We start from the raw sequence: 16617 nt of genomic DNA on the forward strand, positions 1-16617 counted from the left end.
TCTCGTTATACTTCCGTTTCAATTTCTCCATGGGCAGTTTGAATAAATGCTTTGCCGCGGATTTTTATTGCTGAAGTATGCTCTGTAAATTGAGCAATCATTATTTCTCCTTTATCCAATTTCTCGGAATGATGAAATTTTGTATCGGTTCCTCTTGTAAGACCAATTACCGTAACCCCATCACTTAATGCTTTAATAACAATAAAATCGCTGTTTGTAGAAGATTGACCATTCATTGCAAATCCCCCTAAAATCCATTCCATATCTCATAATAATATCTCATTCGAAGCGTTAAATTGTCAATGCAAAATTAGACAATCTCTCTATTCTTTTATTAATGAAAGGACTTCTGCCCTAGCTGCTGCATCTTTTTCAAAAATTCCCCTTACCGCTGATGTTACTGTTTTAGATCCAGGTTTTTTAACACCACGCATTGTCATGCACATATGTTCCGCTTCAATTACGACCATTACACCATACGGTTCTAGTTTTTCAACGATTGCATTAGCAATTGTTTTCGTTATTCTTTCTTGTAATTGTGGGCGGGATGCAACTGCTTCGATCGATCTTGCCAATTTGCTTAAACCGACTACTTTACCACCTCTAGGAATATAGGCAATATGTGCTTTTCCAAAAAACGGAACTAAATGATGCTCACACATAGAATAAAAAGGAATATCTTTTACAAGCACTAACTCCTCATGGTCCTCGCTGAAAATGGTGTCAAAATATTCTTTTGGGTCTTTACCCATTCCAGAAAAAATTTCCCCATACATTTTAGCAACCCGCTTTGGTGTATCACGTAAACCTTCACGATTTGGGTCTTCACCAACTGCTTCAAGAATGAGACGAACTGCTTGTTCAATTTGTTCATAGTTGATATTCACGCTTATTTCCCCCTAAAACGATTCCAGCAATTTTTGAAAAAAATAGTGATTAAAGTTATTGTATCCAATCATTTAAGGACGTTATACTTTTTCTCTTATGCCAAAAAGAAGGGCCGCACGAATGTGCGGCCCATTTATAGCCCATTTATATTTATGTATATATTATTTCACAGCATCCTTAAGGGCTTTTCCTGGTTTGAAAGCTGGAACTCTGCTAGCTGGAATTTCAATTTCATCGCCAGTTTGCGGATTGCGTCCTTTACGAGCTGCACGCTCACGAACTTCAAAGTTCCCAAAACCGATTAATTGTACTTTATCACCTTTTTGCAAAGCGTTTGTAATAGCTTCGAAAACAGCATCAACAGCTTTAGTTGCATCTTTTTTAGATAATTCAGTTCCTTCAGCAACAGCATTAATTAAATCTGTTTTGTTCATGCCATTCACCTCCTCCCAAAATCATTAGGTAATGCCAATTGTTAAAATAGATTACCTGAGTTACAAATTTCGATTTGTACAAAACTATTACAACTATAAAATAGTCTTTGATAGTCATAAATAGCTGCTATTACCTTTTTTAACAGTATTTCCAAATTCTATACTTATAAATCAGCTATTTATTGACATGCTAATATTAACCGACATTTGAAGATAATTCAATATATTTCATGATGTTTTCAGCAATTTATGTTATATTTTCCATAATTGGTCGGTTATTTATAGTGAAAAAATAATATCATAAATAACTATCAGTTAGCAAGTAGTGGAATAAATAGAGACAATAAAAAAAGCCATAGCTTCCACTGCTATTGGCTTTTTTGTTCAACTTATATTTTATAAAATAATTGCTATTAATCCGCCAGAACCTTCATTTATGATTCTTTCAAGTGTTTCCTTCAATTTATATCGGGCATTTTCCGGCATTAATGATAATTTAGCCTGAATTCCTTCCCTTACAATTGAACTTAATGAACGGCCAAAAATATCGGAATTCCAAATGGAAAGAGGATCATCTTCGAAATCTTGCATTAAATATCTAACTAATTCTTCACTTTGCTTTTCTGTTCCGATAATTGGAGCAAATTCGGATTCAACATCGACTTTCACCATATGAATCGATGGTGCCACCGCTTTTAGACGAACACCGAATCTTGAACCTTGGCGGATGATTTCAGGTTCATCAAGACTCATATCTTGAAGTGATGGAGCAGCAATACCATATCCTGTTTGTTTAACCATCTTTAATGCATCTGCAACTTGGTCATATTCAGCCTTCGCATGAGCAAATTCTTGCATCAATTGAAGCAGATGGTCTTTTCCTCTGATCTCAACACCAACAACTTCTTTTAAAATTTGGTCATAAAGGTCATCTGGAGCATATAAGTCAATTTCAGCAATCCCTTGCCCCATTTCAATTCCTGCCAAACTAGCATGTTCGATAAAATCATATTCCCTGAATTGGCTGACAACACGATCAACATCTCTCAGGCGTTTAATATCTTTAACAGTATCTTTTACAGCATCTTGATAACTTTGACGAAGCCAGTGATCTTCTTTTAAAACCATCACCCAGCTAGGCAAATTTACATTTACTTCTAATACAGGGAATTCATACAATGCTTCGCGAAGAACATTGATGACATCCTGTTCCTTCATGCTTTCTACACTCATAGCAAGAACAGGAATATCGTATTTTTCATTTAATTCTTGCCTTAATTGTTCCGTTTCTGGATGATGTGGGTGAACGGTGTTTACAATCATTATAAATGGTTTGCCAACTTCTTTTAGTTCTGCAATAACCCGTTCTTCTGCTTCCACATAATCTGAGCGAGGTATTTCTCCTATAGATCCATCTGTAGTAATGACTACACCAAGGGTTGAGTGCTCTTGAATGACTTTTCTAGTACCAATCTCTGCCGCTTCGTGGAATGGAATTGGCTCCTCATACCAAGGTGTATTAATCATTCTTGGTCCGTTTTCATCCTCATAACCTTTTGCACCCGGAACTGTATAACCTACACAATCAACTAATCGGATATTTACTTCCAATCCTTCATCTACTGTTACAGCGACCGCTTGATTCGGAACAAATTTTGGTTCTGTAGTCATGATCGTACGTCCAGCTGCACTTTGTGGCAGTTCATCTTGGGCACGTACTTTATCCGCTTCATTTTTTATGTTTGGTAACACTACTAATTCCATAAACTTTTTTATAAAGGTAGATTTTCCGGTTCGAACTGCACCTACGACACCTAAGTAGATATCACCGCCAGTTCGTTCTGCAATATCTTTAAAAATATCTACTTTTTCCATTCAAACCCCTCCCGCTCTTTCGTTCTGGGTACCATACTAAGATTGTCAATATTAATGTATGATGTTGTCCCAATTATTTATGACCAAATTTTTATTACTTCCCTTGAAAGAACTTGATCATAGAAAAAACCCTGCTCTATAAAAAGTTATTATATAAGAGCAGGGTTCATGACAAAAAATATGTTACTCTGTTAAAAAAATTGGATCATTATTTTTAACTGTATACGGTACAGAAAAAACCGGAACAAAATCATAATTGTCGACAAGCAAATAGCGGATATCATCTCCGTGTTTATAATCATGTTTAAACGTGTTAAGGGCTTCATATAAATCAGGTCTATAATCTACAAATATCTCTCCATTTGTATCGATGAACAATGATAAGTTTTTACCAGAATACGGGCTTTTCACAAAAGGAACTTGTTCGTATCCTAGTTTTTGATAATCAAGTGTAAAATAGCCACTTTCTTGATCGACTGGTTCCTTATATGGAGGGTAACCGTGCCGTTCTCTATAAAAATGGATGCGCATATTTATATCTCGGATTGTTTCCACCAATGTTAAATCTATTAATTTAACAGTCGGGTCGGTTTCTACATAAGTCAATACATATTGAAAAATACCACCGCTTTCATAAGCACTTCCAGGTGGCTCAGGAAGATAGCGAGGTATTAATTTATTAAAATCAACAGGATATTTTTGAAAAATCGGCGTGCTGCTTTCTTTCGTTTTGATAGGAAGTAAGCCTCCCTCATTTTGTATGTATTGGTCAATTGCATTTTGCACCATATTGATCTGATCCTTATAAGGAATGCGGTTTTCAGCCCGCCTTTCTTCAGGATATAAGCAGCCGGTCAATGACAAAACAATTGCTGCGACTGTTATTATTAAAAATAATCTTTTCACCAACGTCAACAACCTCCTTATTCAGGCACCGGTCCGCTGAAAACAACAAAAAAGATGATCAAGCCAGCTAAAATCATAAAAATATAGGCAAAAATTGCTGTCAATGTTTTCAATAATCCTTTTAATTTATAACGGCTAAGATAAATAAATAAAACAGATAAAAACATTGCTGCGATTCCTACAAAGGCAATATACATTTTCAACATACCTGGGGTCATTTCTATCTCTCCTTTTCAAATCGGACATATTATATCATATATTGTCCATTTGCGCCTAGAAAGTAAAAGAAAGGAAACGAATCTCTAATATAATCAAAAAAAATGCTAAAGCACAGGGGCAAATGCTTTAGCAAAGTTGACTAAATAATTCCTTTAAGCACTAGCTCAACTAATTGTGATACACTTTATATTATGCAAACGATTGATTAGCGCATCCATCAAGCGCCTATCCTTCATCATTTTCCATTATTTCCTTTTCAACTGAGTCATCCAGCAATTGTTTCACTTGTTGAATGACTGAATCAATAATTGCATTTTCTAACTCATTTGATACAGGCACATTCGCAAGTGACGACAGTTGGCGAATAAGATAATGTATTGTATTTTCATCGCTGAAATCAGCATCTTTAACTTCATCAGCTAACCCAAATAGGTCTTCTGATTTAATCTTAATTTTATCCTCTAGTAGATCAAAAAAATCTTTATCAATAAATTCATCCACTACATGCATCCTCCTTGTCAAAAACACTCATTATACTTTATGCAATGAGGATGCATTAGGTGTTTATCCATTGGACTGTTTGGAAATTAAGTATAGATCTTCTAATTCCTGTCTTTTATTGCGTCCCATTAATCCTTCGACAGCATGTTTAGGAGGAAAATTATTAAAAAGTATGTTGTAAATAGCATTCGTAATCGGCATTTCTATATTTTCTCTTTTGGCAAGCTGATAGGCTGCTTTAGTAGTTCTAACACCTTCAACTACCATCCCCATATTCTTTAAAACTTCATCCAGTTTATGACCTTTCCCTAATAAATTACCAGCACGCCAATTGCGGCTATGGACGCTTGTACATGTGACAACTAGATCGCCGATCCCTGTTAAACCTGCAAAAGTTAACGGATTTGCTCCCATTTTCGTTCCAAGCCTTGCAATTTCCGCTAATCCTCTTGTAATTAAAGCAGCTTTTGCATTATCACCATAACCGAGCCCATCTGATATTCCGGCACCAAGGGCTATTATATTTTTTAATGCTCCACCAAGTTCAACACCAATTACATCCGGATTTGTATATACCCGAAAATAATTTTGATTATTGAATAGTTCTTGAATCTTTTCGGCTGCCAAAATATTTGTAGAAGAAGCGGTAACCGTTGTTGGCAGCCTTTTGCTAACCTCTTCAGCATGAGAAGGTCCGGAGAGAACAACAACATCCTCAAGGAATTGTTCAGGTATTTCTTCAATAATCATTTCTGAAATACGCTTTAACGTATTTGGCTCAATCCCTTTACTTACATGACAAATAAGTACTCTTTTCGTAAGGAAAGGAACCATTTTTTGAAGGACTTCTCTGATCGCCCCTGTTGGTACAGCTAAAATGATAATATCCATACCTTCAATCGCTTTATCCAATTGATAATAACCGCAAATTGCATCAGGCAACTGAATACCTGGTAAATATTTGTCATTTGTATGTTTTTCATTGATTTCTTCAATTTGGTCAGCTCGATGTCCCCATAACCTTACCTCATGCCCATTATCTGCTAGAACGATCGCCAATGCTGTACCCCAGCTCCCTGCACCGAGAACTGTACATCGCCCCATAATAATCAACTCCTTAAATTTAGTCTAAAAAAACTATGCTCAATTTCGTGCCCTTGCAATGATTTTTATTGGGGTACCTGTAAACTCAAAAGCTTCACGAATCTTATTTTCCAAAAAGCGAGCATAGGAAAAATGCATTAATTCAGGATCATTGACGAAAATAACAAACGTTGGCGGTTTAATAGAAACTTGTGTTGCATAATAAATTTTTAATCGAGTTCCACGGTCGGTTGGAGTTGGATTCATCGCCACAGCATCCATGATGACATCATTTAATACATTTGTTTGTACGCGCATATGATGGCTTTCAGAAGCAAGATTAATCATTGGAAGCAACGTATGGATCCGCTTTTTCGTTTTCGCTGATAAAAATACAATCGGTGCGTAATCTAAAAACTGGAATTGGTCACGAATTTTTTGTTCAAATTCTTTCATCGTTTTCTCATCTTTTTCAACCGCATCCCATTTATTAACAACAATGACAACCGCACGTCCTGCTTCATGAGCATATCCCGCAATTTTTTTATCCTGTTCGATAATGCCTCTCTCTCCATCTAAAACAACTAGGACAACATCCGAACGTTCAATTGCTTTTAACGCACGAAGCACACTATATTTTTCAAGATTTTCATATACTTTTCCTCTTTTTCTCATGCCAGCTGTATCTATGATTACATAGTCTTGACCATCACGGGTAAATCTCGTATCAATTGCATCTCTAGTTGTTCCTTCAATATCACTGACGATGACTCGTTCTTCCCCTAAAATGGCATTAACTAAAGAAGATTTTCCGACATTCGGCCGTCCGATTAAACAAAATTGAATAACTGATTCATCATACTCTTCATCTGATTTTTTAGGAAAATGTTTGACAACCTCGTCCAACAAGTCGCCTAATCCTAAACCATGGGAACCTGAGATCGGAAAAGGTTCACCAAACCCTAAAGAATAAAACTCATAAATTTGTTCCTTCATTTCTGGGTTATCAATTTTATTAACCGCAAGGATGACCGGTTTTTGAGAACGGTACAAAAGCTTGGCAACTTCTTCATCCGCAGCCGTAATGCCTTCCCTGCCATTAACCATGAAAATGATTACATCCGCTTCTTCAATCGCAATTTCGGCTTGCTGGCGCATCTGTTGCAAAAGCGGCTCGTCACCGACCTCAATCCCACCAGTATCAATGATATTAAACGATTGATTTAGCCATTCAGCTGAACTATAAATACGGTCTCTTGTAACACCGGGAATATCTTCAACAATCGAAATTCGATCCCCAACAATTCGGTTAAAAATTGTCGACTTTCCGACATTCGGTCGACCGATGATAGCAACTACCGGTTTTGCCATACATATCTTCCCTTCTTTATTTATTTAATTCTTCATTTTTTCCGTTGAAGTATAAAAACCCTTCTAAAAAGAAGGGGAGGCAAGCGAACTATATTAACTCAATAATAGTACCAAATATAAGTATTTACGACAACTTTTTCATTCCTTTAATGTTTAACAATTATATAAAGATCATCACTGAGCTCATGGGCAATTCCATCGAGTATTGCTTCAAGATTAGCTGCTTTATGTTCCATTTCTTCTTTATTGTCACATACAAAAATTGCTGTTGAACCAAGAGCTTTTTTGGGATTTGTTGTGACAATCGCCAAAATATATTTTTCAATTGTCATATTAGCCTCCGTCCTTTCTTATTCGCTTTTGATTCCGTTGGCATTCTAATTGCATTTTCTAATACGGGAACTTGGCCGATGACTTCAATCGCTTTTTCTATATCTTTCTCTTGAGGCAAAACAAAGATGCCGACTCGTCCATCATCCAAATCTCTTTTTGCTAGCGGAACTAAAGCCGGAGTGCCCGAATCACGGAAAACTCCGAGCGCAACTGAAATGTCGTGCAATATCGCTTGGCGTTGGCCAAGATTTGCGATAGTAGACCGAACGTTAAAATTTTTCGGTTTTAATATAAAACCCATTCCATATTTTAAAATTTCCTCTCGACGGGCAGGAAGTCCTATGTTCATGATATAAATGTTATCAATGTAAAGGCCAGGGCCTTCAAAGTGCAATTCATGATATTCAATGTCAACGATGTCCTTCAGTTTTGCCCCCGACATGAATTTTTTTGAAATTAATAAACAAATGATCCCTGTAATAAGACCAGCCCACCAATCAATTGTTAAATAGGCAAGCGTGGTTGTAAAAGAGGTGAATATTACAAGGTAATTGCGTCCTTCAAAAGCAATGGCAATGCCTTCTATATATGTTTTTCCTCTTGGTACTAATTCATATTGGTCAAGTTCTGTTAATGTATTGCGTTCCATATTGCGTACTTCTCGAAATTGTGAAGCAGCTAACGTCAAAAATGTAATCGCAGTAAACTCCCTTTCCATAATGGAGGGAATTGCCACTGTTCCAAGCGCTGCTGCAATGAATCCTAATGCAATATGTATTATTTTCCCATGCAAATAAGTAGGATATTGGCGATAATCGGTTCGAAGCATATAAAGTCTAGTTAATGTACCGATGACCACACCAAATAAAATAGGATATGTATATTCATTCATTTATGAACCCTCCCTGCATTTCCTTTTTGAAAGTTTCCTTCAAAGTACAAAGCAGTTTTTTCAACCAGCGACCATAAAACAATTAACACCATAAAGATGGCCCATTGATCTAAAAAAGAAAAATCTCCTACTTCAACAGGAAATGAAAATTTGTTCATTATGAACGAATATAATATTTCTCCATTACAAATAGAGATTATTCCAATTGATATACGATAATATAGACCTTTCACTAGCATTAATACCAAATATAATAGAATAATGCCTAACATCCATTTTTGATCAATAATTAGCCATACTGGATCAAATAATTCAAATAAATGAAAAACGACAAAGCCAATTGAGATAATAAATGAACAAAGGAAGTGATACAACAACACAAAACCTTTTGATTTTGACATTAATATTAGAGATATAAAAAAGAGCAATAAAAAATTTACTCGAACTGAATAATCAGCAAGTTGTAAAGTATAATTTCCTGTAATAATTAAGAGCAAAATTACAAAACTAATAGCTGTTCGGAGGTTGGATTTTGCCATTATGAAAGTAGAATAAACCCAACCAATCCATAAAAACCAATAAAAGTAAATACCTTCCATCATATCACCACCACTAACCATTATGACTTATTGGATACAATTTCATTCTTTCCTATTTCTTAAAAAGAAGAGTATAAAACTTCAATAAAAGAAAATATTAAAAAATAAAATTACAGAAAGGGGGGAACTAAAAATGGGACGCGATCGTCAAGAAAAGAAACTGAAGCAATCAACGAAAGTGGAATCTGATCGTGATCAAGGCCTTGAAAATAAAGGTGCAACTCGTTTAGAGAGTCCAGAGGAATCTAGAGCTAGAAATAAATAAACCATTATGATCCGAATCTTTCAAACAAAACCCTGATGAAGATAATGATTCAAGGAGTTACCATAAAAATAAGCATGAATCGTAGTCTTACAAGGTACAAAATTGATTTTTGATTGGACCCATTATTGAACTATGGAGGAAAGTCATATCATTCTCCAAAAAATAAGGATCATCTCTTTTATGAGATGATCCTTTTTATAATTGGCTCATTCACCTTTGACTATATTTTTTTGTTTCTATACCTCTTTGCTCAAGCCAATGATAGGTTGAACCGCTGATTACAAGAGGGACTTGTTTCAATTCTTCAATTGTTTTTGTTCCTAATGCAGCCATTATAATCTTTAGTTCGCTTTCTATTGTTTTGACTTCTTGAATTACTCCTTCTACACCTTTTATCATTAGCACTTTTAACAATTGACCTGCAAGTCCACAAGCTGATGCACCAAGTGCGATTGATTTCGCAATATCAATCGATTCTTTTAGGCCTCCGGATGCAATGACGGCCTCAGGGTTGACGGAACATACTTCTACGATTGAAGCAGCCGTTGGGATCCCCCATTCATTAAAGAATGTAAGCGGTTTGCCTCTACGAAGATTTTCAATTTCCGCAAAATTAGTCCCACCAAAGCCACCGACATCAAATATGGAAATACCGATATTTTTCAGTTGGCGAGCAGTTTCGCAACTCATTCCGAAACCGACTTCTTTTATGATAACGGGCACTTGTAAATTTTTCACAATCATTTCAATTCTATTTAGTGTACCAGTAAAATGACGATCACCTTCGGGCATTGTCAATTCTTGGATAACATTTAAGTGTATTTGCAGTGCATTCGCATCAACCATTTCAATGGCCTGTTTCGCTTCATCAAGCGTAGCTTCACTTCCAAGATTGGCTAGTATGATTCCGTTTGGATTTTCTTCCCGGACAACACGATACGATTGAATTTCATTTTTGTCCTTTATTGCCGCCATTTGCGATCCAAGCGCCATTGCAAGTTGGCATTCCTTTGCAACTCTAGCAAGACACCGATTAATTTCAACCGTCTTCGAACCCCCACCACCAGTCATAGCATTGATAAAAATAGGCGAACTTAATGTAAGTTCGCCTATTTTCGTGTTTAATGATATATCACGAACTGAAAGATCAGGAATACTATTGTGAACAAATTGAATGTCATCCAAGCCAGTGCTGCGTTTTGAATTTAAAGTTAATGCATGGTGAATATGGTCTAATTTACGGCCAGTTCTGCTCACATTTTTCACGCTTCTTTATTATTTTAATTTTTTTAGCTTATCCCCGATGACATCTCCTAAAGAAAATCTGAATGGCTCTTCTGTTTGTTGGTAAGCTTTTAAATTTTCTTTTGGATCTTCATCTAGCAATTCTTTAATGCTGAGTGAGATTCGTTGATTTTCTTTATTAATGTCCAAAATTTTCGCTTTAACTTTTTCCCCTTCTTTTAATACTTCATGAGGGGTAGCAATATGGCGATTTGAAATTTGAGAAATGTGAACAAGACCTTCCACTTTAGGTGCAACTTCTACAAATGCACCGAAATTAACTAACCGTTTCACCGTTCCTTCCACAATATCACCTGGCTTAAAGTCAATCAAATCCCATGGACCAGGCAATGTTTCTTTAATAGACAACGAAATTCTTTCATTTTCTTTGTCTAATCCAATGACTTTCACTTTTACTTTTTGTCCTTCTTCAACGACATCAGAAGGCTTCTCTACATGCTGATGAGATAATTGAGAAATATGTACTAATCCATCTATTCCGCCAATATCAACAAAAACCCCAAAATCAGCAATGCGCTGAACTGTTCCTTCTAATACTTGACCTACTTCCAACGAATTCAATGTTTGCTGTTTTTTCTTAGCAATTTCATCATCAAGCACGGCACGGTGTGATAAAATAACACGATTTTTTTCACGGTCAAGCTCCACTACTTTTAAAGGTAATGTTCGACCTTTATAGTCAGAAAAATCTTCAACAAAATGGCGCTCGACTAATGATGCAGGAATGAAACCGCGTACACCGATATCGACAACTAAACCGCCTTTAACAACATCCTTTACTTCAGCTTCAAATACTTCGCCGATTTCAAATTTTTTCTCTAACTCTTCCCATGCTTTTTCAGCATCAACAGCCCGTTTGGAAAGAACAATTTCATCTTCTTCAACTTTGATTACTTTTAATGTCAGTTCATCATCTACTTGAACGACATCACCAGCTTTATCAATATGTAAACTGGATAGTTCACTAATAGGTACAATTCCTTCTACTTTAAAACCAATGTCAACTAATACATGTTTGTCTTCGACCTTGGTAACTTTGCCTGTAACAACATCACCAACTTCAAATGATTTTACTTCTAAATTTTGTTTCATTTCTTCAGTCATCATTAATCCTCCTCAATCCACAAACGACAGTCTGCTTCCTATATTTTTTGCTTTTTCGAAAAAGTAAAAACAATCTTTTTTATAACTTCTTACAAACCATAAATTTTGTCAAGTAGATTGCATTTTATTTACTATTCTTTTCAATTAATTCTCGGATTTTCTCCATCATAATATCTGTCGCTTCTTGTGCTGATATTTTTCCCAATCTCATTGACTCAAAATCAATTGGTTCTCCATAAATAACTTTAATTTTGCTAAAAGGCTTATAGCTTCCAATAATTGCACAAGGAACAACTTGCGCATTCGACCTTAAGGCGAAAAAACCAGCACCGGCTAGGCCTGTGCCTAATTCACCTGTCCTACTTCTTGTTCCTTCAGGAAATAGTCCCAAGACTTGACCTTCCTTTAACAACGCAAGTCCTGTTTTTAAAGCGGTGCGGTCGCTCATCCCTCTTTTAACTGGAAAAGCTCGGATCCTATAGAGGATTGATTTCAAAACGGGTACTTTAAAAAGTTCTTCCTTTGCCATAAAGCTGATTTCCCGGGGACATGTTATTCCAAGCAAAGGGGGATCATTATTGGAAATATGATTACTTACGAGCAGTACACTGCCTTCCTTCGGGAAATGATTGGCACCCATAACCTCTACTTTGTAAAGGAATTTATAGTAGGCCGTACAGATTGCTTTCCCGAACTTGTACAGCCACATAGCATCAACTCCTTTCTTTAATGATTTCGATAATTTTTGCAACAACTTCATCAATCGTTAAAGAAGTTGTATCAATTTCAATAGCATCGTCCGCTTTTAAGAGCGGCGCGGTTTCCCGTTCCGAATCCAATTTATCACGTAGGGAAATCTCTTCTTTTAATTTCTCTAAATCTGACTGAATTCCTTTTTGAATATTTTCTTGAAATCTTCTATTTGCCCTTTCTTCCACTGATGCAATCATAAATATTTTTACTTCAGCATTTGGCAACACATGCGTACCAATGTCACGGCCATCCATAACGACACCGCCTTCTTTAGCAAGCTCTTGCTGCATTTGAACCATTAATTGACGGACACCAGGATGTTTGGCAACCGTTGGTACCGCATTCGTTACTTCATTATTCCGAATGTCTTTTGTGACATCAACGCCATCAACAAAAACCTTTCCTCCTAGATTTGCAGGCTCTAAATGAATGTTTGTGTCCATCAATAAACTGGTTAGCTTTTGTTCATCTTCCAAATTTATTTTTTTTTGCAAAGCTTTATATGTAAGTGCACGATACATGGCACCAGTATCAATATATGTAAAAGAGCATTTCTCAGCAATCTTGCGCGCAACGGTACTCTTACCAGCTGCAGCCGGTCCGTCTATAGCAACATTTATTTTCCGCATTACATTCACCTCAAATGTTCAAATTATTTCAACAAAAAAAGCAGGTAAATTCCTGCATACTATCTATTCATTGTTTCAATTATTTCTGTATGTTCATCTCTCATAACGCCTTCATAATATATCATTTTGCTTACAAAAGGCGCTAATTGTTTATTAGAAATTAAACATTGACCAATAATTAAAAATATGAAATGCAGGATTAAAAATTTTATTATGTATTTTTCGACCTTCTTCATTAAACAACACCAACCATTTTTTTGGTTAGTATTTCACATAATGAATGAACTATGCATTTAATAACCTTTTTTTCGATCACTTAATTGCCGATCAAAACAAAACTTGATAATTTGTTGAATTTTCGATTCAGGCAAATCAATATATTGAATAGAAGCTTTATCTCTGTTCCCCATTTCTCCATAAATTAGGCGGATGATCTTGCTTTTTGTATTTATATAAAAGTATTCACCATTGGATAAAGGTAGTACAAAATAACAGAGTATCTCCATATTTACCTTAAATTGATGTTTAGGTGGAAGGATAAAGGCTGCTCCACCTCCGCTTATATCTGAAGTAACTGTCACAAATGGTTTAAATTCATTATTATTCAAAGGATGAACCGCAACATCAACCGAAGTTTCGATGCGAACGAATTCCCTTCTTTGTATGCGAAATAGCTTTTCTTTTCCAGGATAATTGATGATCATCATTGGAATATTTTCTTTTTTTCGTCCGACTATTACTGATTCAAAAGAATAAATAATATTATCCTTTTTCGAAAGAAAAGATGCTTCAAATGCTGTTCCATCTAAAAAAAAGGCATGTTTACCCGTTTTCTCACTAATAGGATAATCAATGAATATGAGTTGATTTTTTATGTCTACGATTTTACTTTTATACCGATCTTGATCTTCGGAATTTTTTAATTTAATAAAAAGCGTATCCCCGATTGAAAGCAATTCAATTCTCCCCCGTCTTGGATTGGCGTCCTCATTCAATAATTATCTCACGAAACAAAAGAAAGGAAAAGCCTTGAATTATTAATAGACTTTTCCTACCTTTCCTGTTTAAACTTGTTCATAGATTGGTTCGGCATTTTTTAGTTTTTCTACTTTTTCTTCAGAACCATCAATCGCGTTAATATAAATGCGATATGTGTCATTATTAATTGTTCCCATAATTTCATAGCAAAGCGCTTCTTCTCCTAGATCGTCATTAATAATAGCGAGGCGATGTTCCATCACTTTAACCGCAGGATTCACTTTCTTCAAAGCCTCTTCTATCGTTAGCTTTGTTTTAGGAATTGTTCGTTTATGGTGGGCAAGCAAATAATCATTTGCAGAAAATCCGATAATTTCCCCATTATCCAAAGCAACTTTCATTCGGATTGAATCTGGATATACCCTTATATCATCTTGCATTGCAACAAATGTAAATACGCCAATGGAATCATACTGTGCACTTTCAAATAACTGCAAATCTTTAAAATGGTTAGCTTCTAAATATTTTTTAGCTTTTTCTGCTGCTTCATTTAAGCTAATCTTTTGCGTTTTTATATCACGATCATTTAATACCCATATTGGATATCCACCTTTTTTCGTAATATCCATATAAATTTCAGATTTTTGCTTCGGTGAATCTATGACAACACTATAAAAACTATATTCAGCTCCATCGCCGTTTTCGGAAACTTGAATGTTTGCTCGTTCATCGATTTTTATAAACCTTCGGGCAATTTGAATCGCTTCTTCTTCCGTAATTTCTTTTCCTTTTAAATATTGAAAACTTTTATCCTTTTTTGCATTCATTTGAGTAAATTCAGGTCCGAAATTGCTTTCTGAATACTCTTCTACATTTTTTTCTACTGTTTTAAATCCATCGATAATCGTATTATCAACCTTTTCCTTTCCGGAAGCTAATGCAATTTCTACATCCATCCAACGAAGATTATTAGATAGGACTTGATGCTGTACTTTTCTCAATTCTTGTTGAATTTCCGTTGCATGTTCATATAATTGCTGTAATGTCTTATACTCGCTTTCTGTTAATGGGTCTTTTTCCAAATCACGGACGGCAGTCTTATATGAAAAATCGCCAATATTAGATAAAAATTCTTCAGTTTTGTTAAATGGCATTAAAGCTAACGGCAATTGACCAACATCCATACGGGCTTCGGAAGTAATCCGCCAAACATCTGCCAATGCTGGTGAAAGCTGGGATTTGGATGTCATAGCTAGCGTTGTTCCAATTTTATCTTGGAGAAGATCAATTTGATAGGTTAAATCATGGAAAGCACGCTGATAGTTATTTTCCGCATGTATTAAAATAGCGTTTTTCTCTTGATGTTCCTGATAGCCCCAAACGCCAGTACCAATTGCAAGTACAACTAGAAAAACAATGAGTAAAGTACGGAGCAAAAATAATCACCTCGCTTTTACAAACAGAAAATATGTTTGCCAATTTTTTTAATTTGCGGTCTTGACCATATCCATTTTGATGTAGCTGTTTCCGGATTAAAGTAATAAAGCGCATTTCCAGTTGGATCCCATCCATTTATAGCATCAAGCACTGCTTTTTTCGCAGTTTCATTTGGTGTGAGCCAAATTTGACCATCACTCACAGCAGTAAAAGCACCAGGTTCAAAAATAACTCCTGAAACTGTATTTGGGAATGCAGGACTATCAATACGATTTAAAATAACTGCTGCTACTGCAACTTGTCCAACATATGGTTCTCCTCTTGCTTCTCCATAAACAGCATTAGCCATTAACTGAATATCGTTTTGTGAAAAACCGTTTGGCACATTAACCGCTGTAGGTTTTGAAGGACTGGCTTGTTTTTGGGCAGTTTGCTTTTCTTTAACTTGCTGTTCTTTTTTTACACCACCGTAATGTGTAAACTTATTGCCTTTTGCAATATTACTTTTTACAAATTGTTCATCATACTGACTGGCTTTCACTAATTTTTGCTTTGTTGCAGGTCCTGCTAGTCCATCAACAGGTAAGCCAAATTCATATTGGAAATTTCTTAAAGCCCAATACGTACCCCATCCAAATACACCATCAATTTTACCATTATAAAATCCTAAATATTGAAGGCGAGATTGCAGTTCAATGACATCATCGCCAACAGCACCGATTTGAATGACCTGTGGAGAAAAAGCAAATGCTTTATTTTTTTCTACAGAAGAAGAAGCCATTCCGATAACCATAATGAATATAAGTAAAAAAGGAAGGAATCGTTTTGCGCGCATTTTTTACAAACCTCCTTAACGGAATGTTTACTATACGTATTTTCTGTAGAAAATGTTATTTTATGCATTCCATATAGGGGGTTTGGAAGTCCATAAAAAAAATGGAGTGTTTTTGTTAATAGGGTATGAATGAATTTTTAAACGAAAGTCGCCATTTATGTATATGAAAACATAGAAAAAGGGTGTTCAGAATTTAATAAAACAATAATT

Annotated in this window: 21 protein-coding genes; 1 reads left to right on the forward strand and 20 read right to left on the reverse strand. The window is 35.6% G+C overall.

Annotated elements, in window-relative coordinates; genetic code table 11:
- Positions 1-5 precede the first annotated feature (5 nt).
- The 12 genes from mtrB to HR057_RS11145 all read right to left on the reverse strand — a co-directional run bounded on the left by mtrB (position 6) and on the right by HR057_RS11145 (position 9101).
- Complete coding sequence (mtrB, locus tag HR057_RS11090) at positions 6-236, reverse strand: trp RNA-binding attenuation protein MtrB (RefSeq protein ID WP_173731502.1); 231 nt, start codon at positions 234-236, stop codon at positions 6-8.
- 87 nt (positions 237-323) lie between these two features.
- Positions 324-887 (reverse strand): GTP cyclohydrolase I FolE, encoded by a 564-nt coding sequence (gene folE, locus HR057_RS11095; RefSeq protein WP_173731503.1) that lies wholly within the window; start codon positions 885-887, stop codon positions 324-326.
- Between the two features lie 162 nt (positions 888-1049).
- Positions 1050-1322, reverse strand: a complete 273-nt coding sequence (locus HR057_RS11100; RefSeq protein WP_173731504.1) for an HU family DNA-binding protein — start codon at positions 1320-1322, stop codon at positions 1050-1052.
- A 396-nt stretch (positions 1323-1718) separates the two neighbouring features.
- Positions 1719-3197, reverse strand: a complete 1479-nt coding sequence (spoIVA, locus tag HR057_RS11105; protein WP_173731505.1) for a stage IV sporulation protein A — start codon at positions 3195-3197, stop codon at positions 1719-1721.
- A gap of 183 nt (positions 3198-3380) precedes the next feature.
- On the reverse strand, positions 3381-4103 hold the full coding sequence (locus HR057_RS11110) for a hypothetical protein (protein ID WP_173731529.1): 723 nt from the start codon (positions 4101-4103) through the stop codon (positions 3381-3383).
- A 17-nt stretch (positions 4104-4120) separates the two neighbouring features.
- Positions 4121-4321 (reverse strand): DUF2768 domain-containing protein, encoded by a 201-nt coding sequence (locus HR057_RS11115; RefSeq protein ID WP_173731506.1) that lies wholly within the window; start codon positions 4319-4321, stop codon positions 4121-4123.
- A 226-nt stretch (positions 4322-4547) separates the two neighbouring features.
- Positions 4548-4823: a stage VI sporulation protein F gene (locus tag HR057_RS11120; protein ID WP_329955875.1), complete on the reverse strand. Its 276-nt coding sequence runs from the start codon at positions 4821-4823 to the stop codon at positions 4548-4550.
- Between the two features lie 63 nt (positions 4824-4886).
- The gene (locus HR057_RS11125) at positions 4887-5927 is read right to left on the reverse strand and encodes an NAD(P)H-dependent glycerol-3-phosphate dehydrogenase (protein WP_173731508.1); all 1041 of its coding nucleotides are present in this window, start codon (positions 5925-5927) and stop codon (positions 4887-4889) included.
- A gap of 39 nt (positions 5928-5966) precedes the next feature.
- Positions 5967-7277: a ribosome biogenesis GTPase Der gene (der, locus tag HR057_RS11130; protein WP_173731509.1), complete on the reverse strand. Its 1311-nt coding sequence runs from the start codon at positions 7275-7277 to the stop codon at positions 5967-5969.
- Between the two features lie 146 nt (positions 7278-7423).
- Positions 7424-7609: a capping complex subunit for YIEGIA gene (locus HR057_RS11135; protein WP_173731510.1), complete on the reverse strand. Its 186-nt coding sequence runs from the start codon at positions 7607-7609 to the stop codon at positions 7424-7426.
- Positions 7606-8502, reverse strand: coding sequence for a YIEGIA family protein (locus HR057_RS11140; RefSeq protein ID WP_173731511.1), 897 nt, complete (start codon positions 8500-8502; stop codon positions 7606-7608). Before HR057_RS11140 ends, HR057_RS11135 begins: the two co-directional genes overlap by 4 nt.
- Positions 8499-9101 carry a YphA family membrane protein gene (locus tag HR057_RS11145; RefSeq protein ID WP_173731512.1) on the reverse strand — a complete coding sequence of 201 codons (603 nt, stop codon included), beginning with the start codon at positions 9099-9101 and terminating at the stop codon, positions 8499-8501. Before HR057_RS11145 ends, HR057_RS11140 begins: the two co-directional genes overlap by 4 nt.
- Positions 9102-9234: 133 nt before the next feature.
- On the opposite strand from HR057_RS11145, the gene HR057_RS11150 reads away from it, so the two are divergent.
- Complete coding sequence (locus tag HR057_RS11150) at positions 9235-9366, forward strand: YpzI family protein (protein WP_173731513.1); 132 nt, start codon at positions 9235-9237, stop codon at positions 9364-9366.
- Positions 9367-9576: 210 nt separating this feature from the next.
- Here the strand turns inward: HR057_RS11150 and fni are convergent, their stop codons facing one another.
- The 8 genes from fni to sleB all read right to left on the reverse strand — a co-directional run bounded on the left by fni (position 9577) and on the right by sleB (position 16365).
- Positions 9577-10623 carry a type 2 isopentenyl-diphosphate Delta-isomerase gene (fni, locus tag HR057_RS11155; RefSeq protein ID WP_173731514.1) on the reverse strand — a complete coding sequence of 349 codons (1047 nt, stop codon included), beginning with the start codon at positions 10621-10623 and terminating at the stop codon, positions 9577-9579.
- Between the two features lie 18 nt (positions 10624-10641).
- Positions 10642-11775 (reverse strand): 30S ribosomal protein S1, encoded by a 1134-nt coding sequence (gene rpsA, locus HR057_RS11160; protein WP_173731515.1) that lies wholly within the window; start codon positions 11773-11775, stop codon positions 10642-10644.
- 124 nt (positions 11776-11899) lie between these two features.
- On the reverse strand, positions 11900-12484 hold the full coding sequence (locus HR057_RS11165) for a lysophospholipid acyltransferase family protein (protein ID WP_173731516.1): 585 nt from the start codon (positions 12482-12484) through the stop codon (positions 11900-11902).
- A 4-nt stretch (positions 12485-12488) separates the two neighbouring features.
- Positions 12489-13157, reverse strand: a complete 669-nt coding sequence (gene cmk, locus HR057_RS11170; protein ID WP_173731517.1) for a (d)CMP kinase — start codon at positions 13155-13157, stop codon at positions 12489-12491.
- A gap of 59 nt (positions 13158-13216) precedes the next feature.
- Positions 13217-13393, reverse strand: coding sequence for a YpfB family protein (locus HR057_RS11175; RefSeq protein WP_173731518.1), 177 nt, complete (start codon positions 13391-13393; stop codon positions 13217-13219).
- A gap of 57 nt (positions 13394-13450) precedes the next feature.
- Positions 13451-14113 (reverse strand): flagellar brake protein, encoded by a 663-nt coding sequence (locus tag HR057_RS11180; protein ID WP_173731519.1) that lies wholly within the window; start codon positions 14111-14113, stop codon positions 13451-13453.
- A 108-nt stretch (positions 14114-14221) separates the two neighbouring features.
- A complete protein-coding gene (ypeB, locus tag HR057_RS11185; protein ID WP_173731520.1) occupies positions 14222-15571 on the reverse strand; it encodes a germination protein YpeB in 1350 nt (449 codons plus the stop codon).
- Positions 15572-15588: 17 nt separating this feature from the next.
- Positions 15589-16365: a spore cortex-lytic enzyme gene (gene sleB, locus HR057_RS11190; RefSeq protein ID WP_230474435.1), complete on the reverse strand. Its 777-nt coding sequence runs from the start codon at positions 16363-16365 to the stop codon at positions 15589-15591.
- Between the last annotated feature and the right edge of the window lie 252 nt (positions 16366-16617).

It is taken from the genome of Calidifontibacillus erzurumensis (assembly GCF_013303125.1).
GTDB classification, from domain to species: Bacteria; Bacillota; Bacilli; order Bacillales; family Bacillaceae_J; genus Calidifontibacillus; species Calidifontibacillus erzurumensis.

Bases quoted from the DNA above. Each gene is read 5' to 3' on its own strand.
- mtrB (WP_173731502.1), bottom strand. From the start codon at position 236: ATGAATGGTCAATCTTCTACAAACAGCGATTTTATTGTTATTAAAGCA.
- HR057_RS11100 (WP_173731504.1), bottom strand. From the start codon at position 1,322: ATGAACAAAACAGATTTAATTAATGCTGTTGCTGAAGGAACTGAATTA.
- spoIVA (WP_173731505.1), bottom strand. From the start codon at position 3,197: ATGGAAAAAGTAGATATTTTTAAAGATATTGCAGAACGAACTGGCGGT.
- HR057_RS11115 (WP_173731506.1), bottom strand. From the start codon at position 4,321: ATGACCCCAGGTATGTTGAAAATGTATATTGCCTTTGTAGGAATCGCA.
- HR057_RS11125 (WP_173731508.1), bottom strand. From the start codon at position 5,927: ATGGGGCGATGTACAGTTCTCGGTGCAGGGAGCTGGGGTACAGCATTG.
- der (WP_173731509.1), bottom strand. From the start codon at position 7,277: ATGGCAAAACCGGTAGTTGCTATCATCGGTCGACCGAATGTCGGAAAG.
- HR057_RS11135 (WP_173731510.1), bottom strand. From the start codon at position 7,609: ATGACAATTGAAAAATATATTTTGGCGATTGTCACAACAAATCCCAAA.
- HR057_RS11140 (WP_173731511.1), bottom strand. From the start codon at position 8,502: ATGAATGAATATACATATCCTATTTTATTTGGTGTGGTCATCGGTACA.
- HR057_RS11145 (WP_173731512.1), bottom strand. From the start codon at position 9,101: ATGGAAGGTATTTACTTTTATTGGTTTTTATGGATTGGTTGGGTTTAT.
- HR057_RS11150 (WP_173731513.1), top strand. From the start codon at position 9,235: ATGGGACGCGATCGTCAAGAAAAGAAACTGAAGCAATCAACGAAAGTG.
- rpsA (WP_173731515.1), bottom strand. From the start codon at position 11,775: ATGACTGAAGAAATGAAACAAAATTTAGAAGTAAAATCATTTGAAGTT.
- HR057_RS11165 (WP_173731516.1), bottom strand. From the start codon at position 12,484: ATGTGGCTGTACAAGTTCGGGAAAGCAATCTGTACGGCCTACTATAAA.
- cmk (WP_173731517.1), bottom strand. From the start codon at position 13,157: ATGCGGAAAATAAATGTTGCTATAGACGGACCGGCTGCAGCTGGTAAG.
- HR057_RS11175 (WP_173731518.1), bottom strand. From the start codon at position 13,393: ATGAAGAAGGTCGAAAAATACATAATAAAATTTTTAATCCTGCATTTC.
- sleB (WP_230474435.1), bottom strand. From the start codon at position 16,365: ATGGTTATCGGAATGGCTTCTTCTTCTGTAGAAAAAAATAAAGCATTT.